Consider the following 15,097-nt stretch of genomic DNA (forward strand, 5'->3'; position numbering starts at 1 on the left):
TTCTCGCATTTTATCATTTTATTTTTTAAATTTCACTCATAAATTTTAAAGCCAATATGAGCTATAATCGCAAGAAATTTTAACTAAAAAGGCTCTTATGAAAAGACTTGCCATTGCTTTTTCTGGCCCTTCAAATAGCGGAAAAACGACGCTTATCTTAAAAGTCGCAAAAAAATTTATAGATGATGGGCTAAAGGTCGTTGTAGTCAAGCACGACCCAGGCGACAAGGCCAAATTTGACGTTGAAGGCAAGGATAGCTTTAAATTTTCTCAGGCAGGAGCTGACGTAGTCGTGATGAGTCCGACTAGAACGACTTATTTTTCACAAAGCTCGCAAGGCATAGACGAGGTCATAAGGATGATCGGCGAGTTTGACATGCTCTTAGTCGAGGGGCTAAAGACACTGCCACTACCAAGACTAAGCGTCTTTAGAGGTGAGATCGATGAAACTTATCTTAGCTTTTCAGATGCGATCGCCACTTATAAAGAGCAGATCCCCTATGAGATCACAAATCTAAATTTAGACGATATAGACGCCATTTGTGCGTGGATAATCAAAAATGCAAAGGCTGTATAATGCAAGAACTAAACCAAATTTTTAACACCATAAAAGATATCGCAAAAGAGATAAGCGAGGTCATAAAATACGCCGATCTTGGCTACACAACTCACGAAAACGCAACTGGCGACACCCAGTTAAAGCTTGACGTCAAAAGCGACGAGATCATCACGGCTAAATTTAAGCAGCTTTCATGCGTAAAAGCGCTAATTAGCGAAGAGAAAGAGGACGAGCTTGAGATAAACAAAAATGCTAAATTTATCATCGCTTACGATCCACTAGATGGCTCAAGCTTAGTTGATGTAAATTTCGCCGTTGGCTCGATCTTTGGCATCTACGAAGACGAGGTAAAACCAGAAAATTTAATAGCCGCAGCTTACAGCATCTATGGTCCAAGACTTGAGCTAGTAATTGCCGAGAAAAAAGGTGCTTTACCTAAATTTTATAGACTTAGCAAAGATGGCGAGTTTAAATTTGTAAAAGAGCTTGAGCTAAAAGAAAAAGGCAAGCTAAACGCCACGGGAGCTACGCAAAAAGGCTGGAGCCAAACGCATAGAAATTTCATAAACGAGCTATTTAACGAGGGTTACAGACTAAGATACTCAGGTGCGATGGTGAGCGACTTGCATCAAATTTTACTAAAAGGCGGCGGTCTTTTTAGCTACCCAGCAACGAGCGATCATCCAAATGGCAAGCTAAGGGTTGTCTTTGAGGTGCTCCCTTTTGCCTTTATATATGAAAACGCAAAAGGCGCAACGACAAACGGCAAAAATCAAACACTTTTTGATATAAAAATAGAAAAAATTCACCAAACTACGCCATGCTTTTTTGGCTCACGTGATGAAATTTCTCTTTTGCATAAATTTTACGAGCAAAAATAATGCAAGAATCACAAGCAAAAGAGCCACTTGACGCATTTGAGCTAGCCCTAAAACAAAAGGCTAAAATCATGCAAGAGTGTCAAGAACAAAAAGGTCGCAAAAGCTGTTTTAACTGCGAGGCATTTTTTGACTGCGAGACTAGGATAGAGTATGTAAATAGCTGCTACAACTCGATGTCAAAAGGCAACACCGGCAGTGACGGCGGATTTGATTTTTAAATTTAAAGGAAAAATATGAAAGAAAAAGCTTATATAACTACACCGATTTATTACGTAAATGACGTGCCACACATCGGCCACGCCTATACGACTATCATCGCTGATACGCTTGCTAGATTTAACCGCTTGCAAGGCAAAGAGACCTACTTTATGACTGGCACAGACGAGCATGGTCAAAAGATCGAGCAAGCAGCTCGCGCTAGGGGCAAGACGCCAAAAGAATACGCTGATGAGATCAGTGCGAAATTTAGATCTCTTTGGGATGAATTTGAGATAAGCTACGACCACTTCATAAGGACAACCGACGAAGAGCACAAGCAAACCGTGCAAAATGTCTTTGAAAAGATGCAAGCAAACGGCGATATCTATAAGGGCGAGTACGAGGGCTTTTACTGCGTTAGCTGCGAGACATTTTTTAACCAAAGAGACCTGCTTGAGGACAACCGCTGTCCAGACTGCGGCCGTGTAACATCTTTGGTTAAAGAAGAGAGCTACTTTTTCAAGCTTTCAAAATATGAAGACGCACTTTTAAAATGGTATGAAAACGACGAGCTTTGCGTTATCCCAAAGGGCAAGAAAAATGAGGTCGTAAGCTTTGTAAAAGGCGGACTAAAAGACCTCTCAGTCACAAGAACGAGCTTTGACTGGGGCATAAAGCTACCAAAGAGCGCAAACGACGACAAGCACGTTATGTACGTCTGGCTTGACGCACTTATAAACTACCTAACAACACTAGGATACTCAAGAGATAACGCTAGAATGGACTTTTGGCCACATACAACGCACATAGTCGGCAAGGATATCTTGCGCTTTCACGCAGTTTATTGGCCGGCATTTTTGATGAGCCTTGGCTTGCCACTGCCAAAACACGTCGCAGCACACGGCTGGTGGACGATAGATGGCGAAAAGATGAGTAAAAGCAAGGGCAACGTCATAAACCCAAGAGAGGTCGCAAACGCTTATGGGCTTGAAAATTTCAGATACTTTTTGCTTAGAGAGGTACCGTTTGGACAAGATGGTGACTACAGCCAAAAAGCCTTGATCGAGCGCATAAACTCAGAGCTTGGTAACGGACTTGGCAACCTGTTAAGCCGCATAGTAGGCATGAGCGCAAAGTATAGCGACTATAAAATTGACTCAAAAGACGTGGTCAAATTTCACAAAGCCGAGCTTGATGAGGCGAAGGGCTATCTTGATGAGGCTATTAAAAATTTAGAAAATTTAGCTACAAACCGCTATTTAGAGGATCTTTGGAAGGTTGTAACTCTGGCAAACGCAGCCGTTGCGAAGTATGAGCCATGGTCGCTTGTAAAAGCTGGCAAAAGTGACGAGGCAAACGCACTTGTGGCGCTTTGCGCAAATTTACTTGCTAAAGTTGCCATTTTGCTTAGCCCAGCTATGCCAAAAACTTGCGCTAAGATAGCTGACACGCTTGGCTTTAGCATAGATACGGCTTCTTATGAGAGCCTTGTATTGAAAAATGAAATTTCAAATTTTATGGCAAAAGCTACTGAGCCACTTTTCCCAAGGATAGAAAAAGAGCTAATGGGCGAGGCAAGAGACCTAAAAGAAGAGCCAAAAGTAGAGGTAAAAGCTGAGCCAAAAGAGGAGATCATTAGCATCGATGACTTTGCCAAAATTGTGATAAAAGTAGGCGAAGTGCTTGAGTGCGAGAGGGTTGAGGGTAGCGAGAAACTGCTTAAATTTAAGATAGATCTTGGCGAGGAGCAGCCACGTCAAATTTTATCTGGCATCGCCAAATACTACGAGCCTAGCTCACTTGTAGGCAAGCAAGTTTGCGTTTTAGCAAATTTAAAAGAGCGAACGATGATGAAAAAATATGTCTCACAAGGCATGATCCTAAGCGCATCAGACGGCTCGCTAACGCTTCTTGGCACGCAGAGCAAGGTCAAAAACGGCGCGATCGTTGGCTAAATGACGATAGAAAATTTAACCCACATAATAAATGGGCAAATTTTAAACAACCCAAGCATCTCAAGCGTGACTAGCTTCGCGTTTGAGGCTAAAAATATAAAACGAGGCTACGCTCTCATCGCCACGCAAATCGATCAGATCGCACCTGCGATAAAGCAAGGTGCCTACGCCATCATTAGCGAAGAGGATATCACGCCAAGCGACGATGAGATAGCCTTCATCAAGGTGGCAAGCTTGCAAACGGCTATCATCAAGCTCATGCGCTTTGAAGCGATCCACAAAAATATCAAATTTTGCGCGGTCAATCCCTTCATAAAAGCGCTTTTAGAGAAGTCACACCTTGAAAAAAACGCCCACGTCATACCTGAAAATTTAACCGAGCTTTTTTATAAAATTTTCCATGCAAATTTGTTTGACACATTTTTTAGTGACGATACGAGGATACTTCAAAGGCTCTCGCTGCTTTACGAGACAGCATGGACTGACACAAACATAAGCGTGCTAAATCCAAGCTCGATCTTTTTTACAACGCTCATTTACGATGACAAATACTATCAAAATTTAAGCATTCCAAGGGTTTTTGCTGGGATGTTTTGCGGACTTCTTGGCTATCTTAAGAAAAATAATATCGGCTTTAAAGTGACAGAGAGCAGGATTTCATCGCACTTTGACCCAGTCTTTATCGACAAAGACTTTAAGCCAGTTGGCTTTGGTAGTAGTTTTAGAGCGGTGATAGCTGAAAATGACGAAGAGCTGTTTTTGACTGAAAGCATATTTCTAAGGCGAAATTTCAGCGAAAGCGAGCTTAAATTTTGCCTGCCAAAAGATAGTACGCTAAAGGTTGAAAACGCCATTCTTTATGAAAATTTAGACGAGATAAAAGAGCTGCAAAATTTCGTCTATGCCCTTGTGCTTTGCAAAAAAGAGGATCTGCTTGATAGCTTAAGTCAAAGCAAAGAGCAAAGCGGACTCTTTTAAATTTAGAGCCAGAGCCTAAGCCCTGGCAGTTTTTTTACTCACCTAAGAAGTATTTTAGATCAGCTTGAGCGTCGCCGCTAATTGGTCTAACGTTAAATTTATCCACTAAGAAATTTATGATCTCTTCATTGAAAAATTTAGGTAAGCTAGGTCCTACGTTGATGTTTTTGATACCAAGGCTAAATAGCGCTAGCAAGATGATGACCGCTTTTTGCTCCATCCACATTAGCACGATAGAAACTGGCAGGTCATTTACTGCGATGCCTGTTGCCTCGCTAAGTGCAAGAGCGATCTTAACTGCACCGTTGCTGTCGTTGCACTGGCCAAGGTCGATGTAGCGTGGTAGCTCGGTGCCTGGGACGTTGCCAAAGTCGATGTCGTTAAATCTAAATTTACCACAGCTTGAAGTAAGTATGACGCAGTCTTTTGGAAGGCTAGCAGCTAGCTCTCTATAGTACTCACGTCCCTTGCCAGGTGCATCACAGCCAGCGATCACGAAAAATCTGCGGATCTTGCCAGTGTTTATCGCATCTAAAATTTGTGGGGCTAAAGTTAGGATAGTCTTGTAGTGGCCGCCAGTTACTAGGCTCTCGTCGCTATCAAAGCCGCTAACGTCGCCACAGGCTAGTGCGCACTCGATAAGTGGTGTGAAGTCGTCGTTTTCGATGTGTTTTACGCCGTTTGTGCCTGCGATCGAGTAGCCAAATAGTCTGTCAGCGTATGTGCAGTTTGAGCGTAGTGGCACGATGCAGTTTGTTGTCATTAGTATCGCGCCCTTAAATTCGTTAAATAGCTTAGTTTGGTCAAACCACGCCTTGCCGACGTTGCCTTTTAGGTGGCTGTACTTGCGTAGTTCTGGGTATCCGTGAGCTGGGAGCATCTCTGAGTGAGTGTAGATGTTGATGCCCTTATCTTTTGTCGCCTCAAGTAGCGCTTTTAGCGCGTGCAAGTTGTGGCCGCTTACTAAGATCGCCTTGCCCTCGACCTTGTTTTGGCTCACTCTAACTGGTGTTGGGATGCCAAATTTAGCCGTGTGAGCCTCGCTTAGTAGGTTCATCACCTCAACGCCAGCACCGCCTACTTCAAGAAGCTGCTTAATGTGCTCATCGAAGTTGAAATTTGAGTTTGTAAGCGTGAAATAAAGCGTATCAGCCATAACGCGATCAACGTTGCTAGTATCAGCGCCAAGCTCGTGTGCGTGGTGGCGGTATGCGCTAAGGCCTTTTAAGCCAAAAACCATCGTATCTTGCAAAAGTGCTAGCGTGTCACTCTTGCCACAGGTGCCCATAGGCTGACCCTTTGCACCGCATCCATCCTCAGCACTCATCTCGCACTGATGGCAAAACATCTTCATATCTTTCATCGTCTCTCCTTGTGAATTTCAAAAATTTAAGCGGATTTTATCCTAGGTGGCTAGCCATTTTGGTTGATAGCAGTCAAGAAAAGTTAAATTTAAATTTTAGTTGTTAAATTTAAGATTTTATGATTATGGATATCAAAATATAAATTTGAAATCTAGCACAAAGAGTTAATAAATTTTACAAAAAAACGATTTACATTTAAATTTTATTTAAAGGAATGAAAATGAAAAATTTATTACTAGTGGTATTTGCCGCTTTTATGCTTTGTGGCTGCGCTCCAAAGGGGATATTTGTGACCTTGCCAGATGAACAAGCACCTTCAAATGTTAGCAAAAAGACCAAAATTTACATCGAAAGTGTCAAGGACGTGAGGACTTTTGAAAACAACCCAAAACAAGCCAGCACTCCATCTTTATATAAGCACAATGTAAATGAAGTTAGCGCAAAGGAGAAGCAAAAATACATCGGCAGAATGAGAAATAGCTATGGCAGAGGGCTGTGGAACGTCATTTTAGAAAATAAACAAAGAACAACTAGCATAGTAAGGGCACGCATAGAGGATGCCTTTAGAAGCAACGGCTACCAGGTCATAAAAAATGAAAATGAGATAGACAAGGATACGATAAGCGTCAATGCAAGGATAGAAAAACTTTGGACTTATATGACGCTTGGTGCGGTAAAAGTTGGTCTAAACGCTGATATAAGCACCATTTTAAGCGTAAATAACAAAGAGCTAAGCACGGTCGTAAAACGCAAAGAGGAGTATCTCTTAATAAATCAAAATGATTATGCAAATATCATCAAAAGCTCTTTGGCTGAGTACAAAGAGAAGCTTGCAAAACAGATAAGCGAGCTAAATTTAGAGTAGAAATTTAGGCTAGCTACTAAATTTATAGTGGCTAGCTTTTAAATTTCAAGGCAAATTTCACTTTTTATAAGGAATTTTATCAACAGCATTTGCTTTTTTAAAGCCATTTAGCCTTAGCCTACAGCTATCACAAAGCCCGCACGCCTCATCCTCGCTCTCGTAGCAGCTCCATGTTAGCTCTATTGGTGAATTAAGCTCAAGCGACTTTGCTACTATATCAGCCTTGCTTAAATTTACAAGTGGCGTGATGATCTCGCAAGAAAAATCAGCCGATGTGCCTAAATTTATCGCCTCATTTATGCTTTTTATAAAGCTCTCTTTGCAGTCAGGATACCCAGAGCTATCCTCCTCGACCACGCCTATGTAGATCGCCTGCGCCCCCTCTTTTTCGGCAAGCGCAGCAGCGATAGAGATAAATACGCCATTTCTAAACGGCACGTAGGTGTTTGGCACGTCCTTACTAACGCCATCTTTTCTTATCTGCATGCTCTTATCGGTTAGCGAATTTCCGCCTATTTGAGCGATGAAGCTAACATCAAGGTTTATTTTTTTAACCACACCCAGTCGCTCACATATCTCATCAAACGCGCGCTTTTCTCGCCTCATCGTCCTTTGGCCATAGTCAAAATGAAGTGCGACTACATCATATCCAGCCCTTTTTGCCATCACAGCGCAAAGCGTGCTATCCATGCCGCCACTCATTATACAAACTGCTTTTTTCATATTTTGCCCTTTAAATTTGCTAAAATTATACAAAAATTTACTAAGGACAAGCCAAAAATGATACTTTGCGAAGAGAGTTATCCTGAAATTTTAGATCAAATTTGCTCACATCTAACGCCTGGTGAAGTTGAGTTAGTTTTTATCAATAAAGATGAGATGAGAGAGCTAAACAGATCTGAGCGTGGTATAGACAAAACCACCGACGTCTTAAGCTTTCCCCTTGAGCTCATCGTCCACGCCCCACTTGGTTCAATAGTCATAAACAAAGATATGGTAAAAGAAAAAGCAGCCGAGCTAAATCACAGTGAAGATGCCGAAACTGCGCTACTTTTCACACATGGCTTGCTGCATATCTTGGGCTTCGATCACGAAAAAGATGATGGGCAGATGAGAGAAAAAGAGTGCGAAGTGATAGCTAAATTTAACTTGCCAAAGAGCCTAATCGTAAGAAGCGAGGACGTTAGGCTCATTGATCTTATAAACAAAAAGGGCTGATAAAGCCCCTACATTAAAGAGCCTCTTTTTTTGTCTCTAAATTTTCAACTTTTGGCGCAAAAGCCTTGTTTATCTTTCTTATCCAGATAACAAGCGAGATAAATAAGATGAAGTAAAGCACGTAGCTAGCGATAGGCCAGCTGGTGTTTGTGCCGCTATCTTTTATCGAGATCGCGTTTCTAAACTCGTTTAGCATAGAAATTCTATATCCATAGTATTTGATAGTGACGTTTTTATCACTATTTGTAAAGCCTTGAGCCTTGGCTTGGATGTCGGCTGAGTTAAATTTAAAATAAAATGGAAAGCCCCACGCCGTATCTTCGTTTCTATAAGCCATAACTTTTTCAGCGTTTTTCGCATCTTTTGTGTAGATAAAATAGACATCTCTTACAGGGCCGTCGGCTGGGTTTTTGGCGTCTATTATGCCATCTTTGTCCATGCGTTTTACGTCGCCGCCAGTTATCTGCACGCTTGCGTAGTGCGGAAATGAAAAATCAACCAAAAACGCCAAAAATAGGTGCAAAAGCACGACAAACGTAACGCAAATTCTCTTTAAAAATGTCATCATTTCTATCCTTTAAATTTGCGCTATTTTATGAAAAGATAGCTTAAATAAAGGGGCAAAGCGCCCCCATAAATTTAAGCCTTTTTATTAAGCATAAATTTTAAAAGCTGAGCAAAGAAGCAGATGCCGCCGATTATCAAGATCGTATCGCCAAGCATCCTTAGCCATCTTAAATTTTGCAAGTGTGACTGCTGTAAAAGCTCAGCACTTCTAGCATACCACATACCTTGATCTAGGCTTGCAAATGCTTGATAGATGCCTATTGGAAGAAGTGAAAGCACGATCATTAGCATAAGTCCTGCATTTAAGCCCCAAAAGCCAACTTTCATCAAATTTTCATCAAATTCTTGCCCTTTAAATAGATAAGTAGCCACGAGCCAGACAAAGCCAAGTGCCAAAAATCCATAAACACCAAATAGCGCTGCATGTCCGTGAACTGGCGTTGTATTTAGTCCTTGGATGTAAAATAGTGAAATTGGAGGATTTATCAAAAATCCAAATACACCAGCGCCTAGCATATTCCAAAAGGCAACTGCGATGAAGCAGTAAAGCGGCCATTTAAGCGTTTTAGCCCAGCTTTGAGCAAACTGAAGTTTGTAGTGCTCATACGCCTCAGCACCAAGTAAAACTAAAGGCACGACCTCAAGCGCTGAAAAGCTTGCACCAACTGCCATTATAGGTGTTGTGGTGCCTGCAAAATATAAGTGGTGAAATGTGCCTGGGATGCCGCCTATCATAAAGAGTGACGCACTTGCAAGCGTTGAAAATGTTGCAAATCTTTTTGAGACAAGACCCAGTGAGACAAAGACAAAGGCGAGCGAAGCTGTCGCAAATACCTCAAAAAAGCCCTCAACCCAAAGATGCACGACCCACCAGCGCCAATACTCCATCACTGGTAATGGACTTCTTTGTCCATAAAATAGTCCTGCTCCGTAAAATAAGCCAACCGCAACCGCTGACATAGCAAAGATAGCAAGTAAATTTTTATCGCCTTTGTTTTTAAAGCCGCCTGCAAATCCACGAAGTAAAAGCAACATCCAGATGACAAGACCGACAAACAAAATGATCTGCCAAACACGTCCAAGATCTATGTATTCATATCCTTGATGTCCAAGCCAGAAGCTTAAATTTATAGGCATGATGTTTGCGATAGCTAAATATTCGCCCACAAAACTGCCAACTACAAGGAAAAGTAGCGCGTAAAAGAGCAGATCAACACCAAGCTTTTGAAATTTTGGATCCTTGCCGCCATTTATAATAGGGGCTAAAAATAATCCAGCTGCTAAAAATCCGGTCGCTATCCAGAAGATACTAGCTTGTATATGCCACGTTCTAGCAAGCGAATAAGGAATGTAGGCTGATAAATTTATGCCATAAAATTCTTGTCCTTCGACTGTGTAGTGAGCCGTAAAGCCGCCTATTAAAATTTGAAACGCAAATAGCGCTAGCGTGACAAAAAGATACTTTTTAAGCGCCTTTTGTGATGGTGTTAAATTTAGCTTTTTAAGCGGATCTTCGCTGATAGGCTCAAGCTTTTCATCGTCTTTTTTGCCATAAAATGAGCTAAACCAAACAAGCAAGCCAACGCCAGCTAGAAGTATCACGAGGCTTGCAATCGACCAAAAGACATTCTCACTTGTTGGCACGTTATCGATTAGTGGTTCGTGCGGCCAGTTGTTTGTATAGGTTGCCTCGCTACCAGGTCTGTTTGTGGCTGTCGCCCAGGCTGACCAGAAGAAGAAGTTGTTTAGATCAGCTCTGTCGCTAGCATTTGGAAGCGTGTTTTCTTTCATTGCATAAGCTTCTCTTAAAGGCTTAAATTTAGGGTCATTACCAAAAAGCGCAGCATATTCGCTAGCTACTTGACTTACAGCCTTTAGCCTATCAGCACTTAGCACAAATTTATCGTCCTTTACGCTATTTTCTCTATACTCTTTTTTGAGCAAAACCTTTAAATTTGCTTTTTGCTCGGCGTTTAGATCAGCGTATTTTAGATGATAAATTTCATCAGCTTTGATCTCTAAAAAGGCAACTAGCTCTTTGTGAAGCCAGTCCGCACTCCAATCAGGCGCTTGATATGCCCCGTGTCCCCAAACAGAGCCAACCTGCATACCGCCTATGCTTTGCCAAGCTTCTTGACCTTTATAGATACTCTCTTTATCGATCACGACCTTGCCATTTTCGTCAGTGAAATTTACAACTGGAGGCGAATTTCTATAAACCTCAACGCCATAGTAGCCTAAAATACTAAAGCAAACTACCAGCACAGCAACAAGTGCGAGCCAGTATCTTTTGTATTCACGCATTGATTCTCCTTTTTTAAAATTTAGGAGAAAGTTTATCTCATTTCAAAATAGTGACTAATGACATATATCAATAAAAGGAGAATATTTATCCTTTTAGTTTTATAGAAATTTACAATAATATGCAATTTTTCACAATGTATATGCAAATTTTACATAATATTAATGTAAATAGCAGTAATATATCAACTAAACTATTTCACACGAAAAAAGGAAAAAATATGCAAATGAATTTCATGCACAAAGTGGCTAAAATAGGCCTTGTTGCTTCACTTTTTACAGCTCTTAGTCTAAGCGCTGCTGACTCTGCTAGAAGCATAACCGATATGCAAGGCGTAAAAGTAAGCGTCCCAGAAAAGGTTGAGAAGATCGCAGCACTGTGGAATGCAAACAACGAGATCATCCTAGCACTTGGCGGTATGGATAAGGTTGTAGCCACAACTGATCTGATCAAAACCAACAAGTGGTTTGAGCACATCTATCCAAAACTTAAAAATTTACCAGCTGCACTAAACGGCAAAGACCTTCAAATCGAAGAGCTTGTTAAGCTTGCCCCTGATGTTATCATAGTTTCTAACAAAAACTACCAAGACGAGCTTATCAAAAACGGCTTTAGCGCGGTAAATTTGATCTTTAGAGACTACCCAGATATGGAAAAAAGTATCTACGCAACAGCTGAAGTTATAGGCACTGATGACGCTAGAAAAAAAGCTGAAAAACTTGCTAATAAAATCCACGATAACTCTGAGTTTGTAACAGCAAGAACAAAAAGCATCCCTGATGCTAAACGCCCAAAAGTACTTCACCTTCTTGGTGGTGCAAATTTGCTAAAAGTTGATGGTACAAACACCATCCAAAACACTTGGATCAAGCTAGGTGGCGGTGTAAATGCTATCAATACTGAGGGTTCAATGATCGAAGTTAGCGCTGAAGAGATCATCAATGCAAATCCTGATATCATCATCGTTGGCGGCAATGACACAGACGCACAGATCAAAAAGATAAAAGAGCACCCTGCATTCTCTGGCTCAAACGCTGTTAAAAACGGCAAAATTTACGGCAACCCAAAAGGTGTATTTAGCTGGGATAGATATGGTGCTGAAAACGTACTTCAAATTTTATGGGCAGCAAAAACTATCCAACCAGATCTATTTAAAGATGTCGATATGAAAGTAAAAACAAAAGAGTTTTATAAAGAGTTTTTAAATCACGATCTTAGTGACAAAGAGTATGGCTATATCTTAAAAGGCCTAAATCCAGACGGTAGCAGCAAGTAAGATATGAAAAACGCAAATTTTTCAATAGTTGCTATATTTTTAGCTCTACTAACGCTTGTTTGCGCCTTTGTCGCACTTGGCGTTGGTAGGTTTTACATACCTTTTAGCGATGTCTTTAGCGTGCTAGCTCACAGCTTTGGTTTTGGAGATGGCGCAGCTAGCAACATCACAAACGTGATAGAAAATTTACGCATCCCACGTATCATCGCAGCCATCCTTGTTGGAGCTGCTCTTAGCGTGAGTGGTGCGGCCTATCAAGGCGTCTTTAAAAACCAGCTTGTAAGCCCTGACCTTCTAGGCGTATCAGCAGGCGCTTGCGTGGGAGCTGCCACTGCCATTATCTTTGATCTATCACTAATTTGGATACAAATTTTTGCATTTGGCTTTGGCCTAGCAGCCGTTGCTATCACTCTAGCCATACCTAAGATGATGGGGCGCACGAGCACGCTTATGCTGGTTCTTTCTGGTATCATCGTAAGTGGCCTTATGGGCTCAATAATCGGCTTTTTAAAATATGTCGCAGACCCTGAGACAAAGCTACCTGACATCGTTTATTGGCAGCTTGGTAGCCTTGCAAAGCTTGATAGCGATAACTTAATATACATCGCCCCAGTGATGATCATCTGCGCCATTTTGCTAATAGCCATGAGCTGGCGTATAAATTTGCTCTCTCTTGGCGACGAGAGTGCGGCAAGACTAGGCGTAAATGTGGCTTTTGAGCGCGCTGTCATCATCATCTGCGCTACGCTTCTTACAGCGTGCAGCGTCTGCATAAGCGGTATAGTCGCTTGGGTGGGACTTCTCATGCCTCACTTAGCTCGCATGCTAGTTGGCGCAAATAACATAAAAAGCATGCCTGCAAGCATATTTATGGGTGCGATATTTTTGCTTTTTGTTGATACCTTGGCGCGCAGCATAAGCGTGAGCGAAGTGCCTCTTGGCGTACTTACTGGCTTTATCGGCACGGTATTTTTCGTCTGGGTTTTATGGCGAAATAAAAAGGCTGCATGATGCTTGAAGTTAGAAATTTAAACTTTAGCTACCCAAATGGGGCTGGCAAACTAGAAAATGTAAATTTAAAGATAGGCGCTGGGGAAATTTTAACCATACTTGGTCGAAACGGAGCTGGCAAATCAACAACTTTAGGCTTAATAAGCGGCTCGCTAAAGCCAGTTTCAGGCGAGATCTTTCTTGATGGCAAAAACGTAGATAGCCTAAGCAACAAAGAGCGCGCTAAGATCATGGCATACGTGGCGCAAAGCGAGGTTACCGAGTACGACTACACAGGGCTTGAGTTTATCACGATGGGTCGTGCGGCGCACCTTGGTATCTTTGCAAGACCTAGCCAAGAAGACGAAGAGATCGCTAGAATTTACACCAAAAAGCTTGAGATCGAGTATCTTGAAGATCGCTTCATCACGCAGATGAGTGGCGGTCAAAAGCAGATGTGTATGATCGCTCGTGCGATGGCTGCGCAGCCAAAGATGATCATATTTGACGAGCCAACGAGCGCGCTTGACTTTGGCAACCAGTATAAATTCCTACGCACCGTCAAATGGCTAAAAGAGCTTGGCTACTCGGTCGTGCTAACCACTCACAACCCTGACTTTGCCGTGCTTCTTGGCGGATATGTCGCTCTTGTGAAAGGTGATGGCGAGGTTGGATTTGGCACGGTTGATGAGATAATTAGAAGCGAGAATTTAAGCCAGCTTTACGGACTAAATTTAAACGTGAGCTACATCGACGAAGTAAAAAGAAACTGCTGCCTCACTTATCCACTATAAATTTAAGCTCTCAAAAGGGAAATTCTTTTGAGAGCTTTTTGATTAGTTATTTTCTGAATTATTTTGTTTGTTTATTAAGTATTGTCTCAAGAAAGCTACTTGAATTACTGCTGGTATAGTAACCCTATAAGCAGGACCTGCCACATCAACTAACGTCCAAAGACCTGTTATAACCCAACCTATTGGACCAGCAAAAGCTCCTATTGTTCTTACAAGGGACGCATTTACTGCAAGACTAAGACCTCTGCCTAATAACATTTTAGCAATAGTATTTGCAATAATGAGAGCAATTTTATACATAGCAAAGCCACTCACCAAAATGCTTGCCTGCATAGCAGCCGTTATCGCCTGCGGTTTAAAATCGGTAGTATTTAAGCCAAATTCATTTGCTACTTGTTTCAGCTCCTCTTCATTCATTTTCTCCAAGCTATCAGATAGAATTTTCATAAACATATTTTGCTCTATCATTTGTGTGTTTTGAGCCTTAGAGTAATTAACTTTAAGCTTATCGCAAACATCACATAAAATTTCTTTGTATTGTACGCCACCGCCTCTAAATACATTTGCAAAGCTGTTGCCACCAAAGCATTGAAGCTCACTCATAATAAGTTCTATGTACTCTTTATGATTTGGATAAAATCTTTTATACAAGTCATTGCTTGTAAGATCTTGCGTAATCCTTTCATCACCCTCCTTGCCTTTTATAATATCAACGAGATCATTTAGTTCGTTGCTATCAAGCTGCCTTAAAAACTCCAAATCTGAATCAAATTTGTAAGCCATTTTTACTCCTTTAAAGATAATTCAAAATACTATATAAATAAACCTTAATAAAATTTAAATTTAGGTAATTATTTCTTAAATAATAGTTAATACAAGTAATAATTACTTAGTTGATAAGTAAGTACATTTTAAAAAGAATTCCCATAAAAAGGCAAAAAATGGGAAATAATCTATCAAAAAGAGATATTGCAGGAATTTTAAAAATTGATACAAAAACTCTTTATAATTGGAGAAAAAATAAGCCAGAGCTTTATCGTCTGATCATGCTTGGTTTTAAATTTGATGAACTTTTAAAGCAAAGTGAGAAAAATTTAAATGAGTTAAAAGAGTTAGCAGAAGAAAATCAAAATTTTAGACTAAAATAGCC

General features: G+C 41.0%; 16 protein-coding genes. 11 read left to right on the plus strand and 5 right to left on the minus strand.

What is annotated here, in order from left to right:
- Positions 1-97 precede the first annotated feature (97 nt).
- From mobB to CYP77_RS03125, 5 genes are read left to right on the plus strand one after another with little or no spacing between them, the layout of a single operon-like run.
- Positions 98-577, plus strand: coding sequence for a molybdopterin-guanine dinucleotide biosynthesis protein B (mobB, locus tag CYP77_RS03105; RefSeq protein ID WP_103567648.1), 480 nt, complete (start codon positions 98-100; stop codon positions 575-577).
- On the plus strand, positions 577-1,440 hold the full coding sequence (locus CYP77_RS03110) for a class 1 fructose-bisphosphatase (protein ID WP_258032422.1): 864 nt from the start codon (positions 577-579) through the stop codon (positions 1,438-1,440). The genes mobB and CYP77_RS03110 overlap by 1 nt, the downstream gene beginning before the upstream one ends.
- Complete coding sequence (locus tag CYP77_RS03115) at positions 1,440-1,658, plus strand: hypothetical protein (protein WP_103567650.1); 219 nt, start codon at positions 1,440-1,442, stop codon at positions 1,656-1,658. The genes CYP77_RS03110 and CYP77_RS03115 overlap by 1 nt, the downstream gene beginning before the upstream one ends.
- A 15-nt stretch (positions 1,659-1,673) precedes the next feature.
- Positions 1,674-3,593: a methionine--tRNA ligase gene (metG, locus tag CYP77_RS03120; protein ID WP_103567651.1), complete on the plus strand. Its 1,920-nt coding sequence runs from the start codon at positions 1,674-1,676 to the stop codon at positions 3,591-3,593.
- Complete coding sequence (locus tag CYP77_RS03125; protein WP_103567652.1) at positions 3,594-4,571, plus strand: ferrochelatase; 978 nt, start codon at positions 3,594-3,596, stop codon at positions 4,569-4,571. It begins immediately after the preceding gene.
- Positions 4,572-4,605: 34 nt separating this feature from the next.
- On the opposite strand, the gene hcp is transcribed toward CYP77_RS03125, so the two are convergent.
- Positions 4,606-5,934, minus strand: a complete 1,329-nt coding sequence (gene hcp / locus CYP77_RS03130) for a hydroxylamine reductase (RefSeq protein WP_021087657.1) — start codon at positions 5,932-5,934, stop codon at positions 4,606-4,608.
- Between the two features lie 221 nt (positions 5,935-6,155).
- Between hcp and CYP77_RS03135 the strand changes: the two genes are divergently transcribed.
- On the plus strand, positions 6,156-6,800 hold the full coding sequence (locus CYP77_RS03135; protein WP_103567653.1) for a flagellar biosynthesis protein: 645 nt from the start codon (positions 6,156-6,158) through the stop codon (positions 6,798-6,800).
- Between the two features lie 57 nt (positions 6,801-6,857).
- Here CYP77_RS03135 and queC read toward each other — a convergent pair whose 3' ends face one another.
- Entirely contained in the window at positions 6,858-7,556 is a 699-nt protein-coding gene (queC, locus tag CYP77_RS03140) for a 7-cyano-7-deazaguanine synthase QueC (protein ID WP_141090583.1), read from the minus strand.
- A 24-nt stretch (positions 7,557-7,580) separates the two neighbouring features.
- On the opposite strand from queC, the gene ybeY reads away from it, so the two are divergent.
- Complete coding sequence (gene ybeY / locus CYP77_RS03145) at positions 7,581-8,018, plus strand: rRNA maturation RNase YbeY (RefSeq protein WP_103567655.1); 438 nt, start codon at positions 7,581-7,583, stop codon at positions 8,016-8,018.
- A 13-nt stretch (positions 8,019-8,031) separates the two neighbouring features.
- Here the strand turns inward: ybeY and CYP77_RS03150 are convergent, their stop codons facing one another.
- Both CYP77_RS03150 and CYP77_RS03155 read right to left on the minus strand, forming a co-directional pair.
- A complete protein-coding gene (locus CYP77_RS03150; RefSeq protein ID WP_103567656.1) occupies positions 8,032-8,586 on the minus strand; it encodes a DUF1523 family protein in 555 nt (184 codons plus the stop codon).
- A gap of 71 nt (positions 8,587-8,657) precedes the next feature.
- Entirely contained in the window at positions 8,658-10,889 is a 2,232-nt protein-coding gene (locus tag CYP77_RS03155; RefSeq protein ID WP_103567657.1) for a nitric-oxide reductase large subunit, read from the minus strand.
- Positions 10,890-11,107: 218 nt separating this feature from the next.
- Here CYP77_RS03155 and CYP77_RS03160 point away from each other — a divergent pair, with 218 nt between their 5' ends.
- Genes CYP77_RS03160 through CYP77_RS03170 form a run of 3 tightly spaced genes read left to right on the plus strand, consistent with a single transcriptional unit; the run spans position 11,108 to position 13,947 of the window.
- Positions 11,108-12,163 (plus strand): ABC transporter substrate-binding protein, encoded by a 1,056-nt coding sequence (locus CYP77_RS03160; RefSeq protein ID WP_103567658.1) that lies wholly within the window; start codon positions 11,108-11,110, stop codon positions 12,161-12,163.
- A 3-nt stretch (positions 12,164-12,166) separates the two neighbouring features.
- Positions 12,167-13,174, plus strand: coding sequence for a FecCD family ABC transporter permease (locus CYP77_RS03165; RefSeq protein ID WP_103599689.1), 1,008 nt, complete (start codon positions 12,167-12,169; stop codon positions 13,172-13,174).
- Entirely contained in the window at positions 13,174-13,947 is a 774-nt protein-coding gene (locus CYP77_RS03170) for an ABC transporter ATP-binding protein (protein WP_002940094.1), read from the plus strand. The genes CYP77_RS03165 and CYP77_RS03170 overlap by 1 nt, the downstream gene beginning before the upstream one ends.
- Before the next feature lie 42 nt (positions 13,948-13,989).
- Here CYP77_RS03170 and CYP77_RS03175 read toward each other — a convergent pair whose 3' ends face one another.
- A complete protein-coding gene (locus CYP77_RS03175; RefSeq protein WP_103567660.1) occupies positions 13,990-14,730 on the minus strand; it encodes a DUF3944 domain-containing protein in 741 nt (246 codons plus the stop codon).
- Between the two features lie 158 nt (positions 14,731-14,888).
- On the opposite strand from CYP77_RS03175, the gene CYP77_RS03180 reads away from it, so the two are divergent.
- The gene (locus CYP77_RS03180; protein WP_103558592.1) at positions 14,889-15,095 is read left to right on the plus strand and encodes a transcriptional regulator; all 207 of its coding nucleotides are present in this window, start codon (positions 14,889-14,891) and stop codon (positions 15,093-15,095) included.
- Positions 15,096-15,097: the final 2 nt, after the last annotated feature.

The sequence above is a fragment of the Campylobacter concisus genome (assembly GCF_002913865.1).
Classification (GTDB): domain Bacteria; phylum Campylobacterota; class Campylobacteria; order Campylobacterales; family Campylobacteraceae; genus Campylobacter_A; species Campylobacter_A concisus_AM.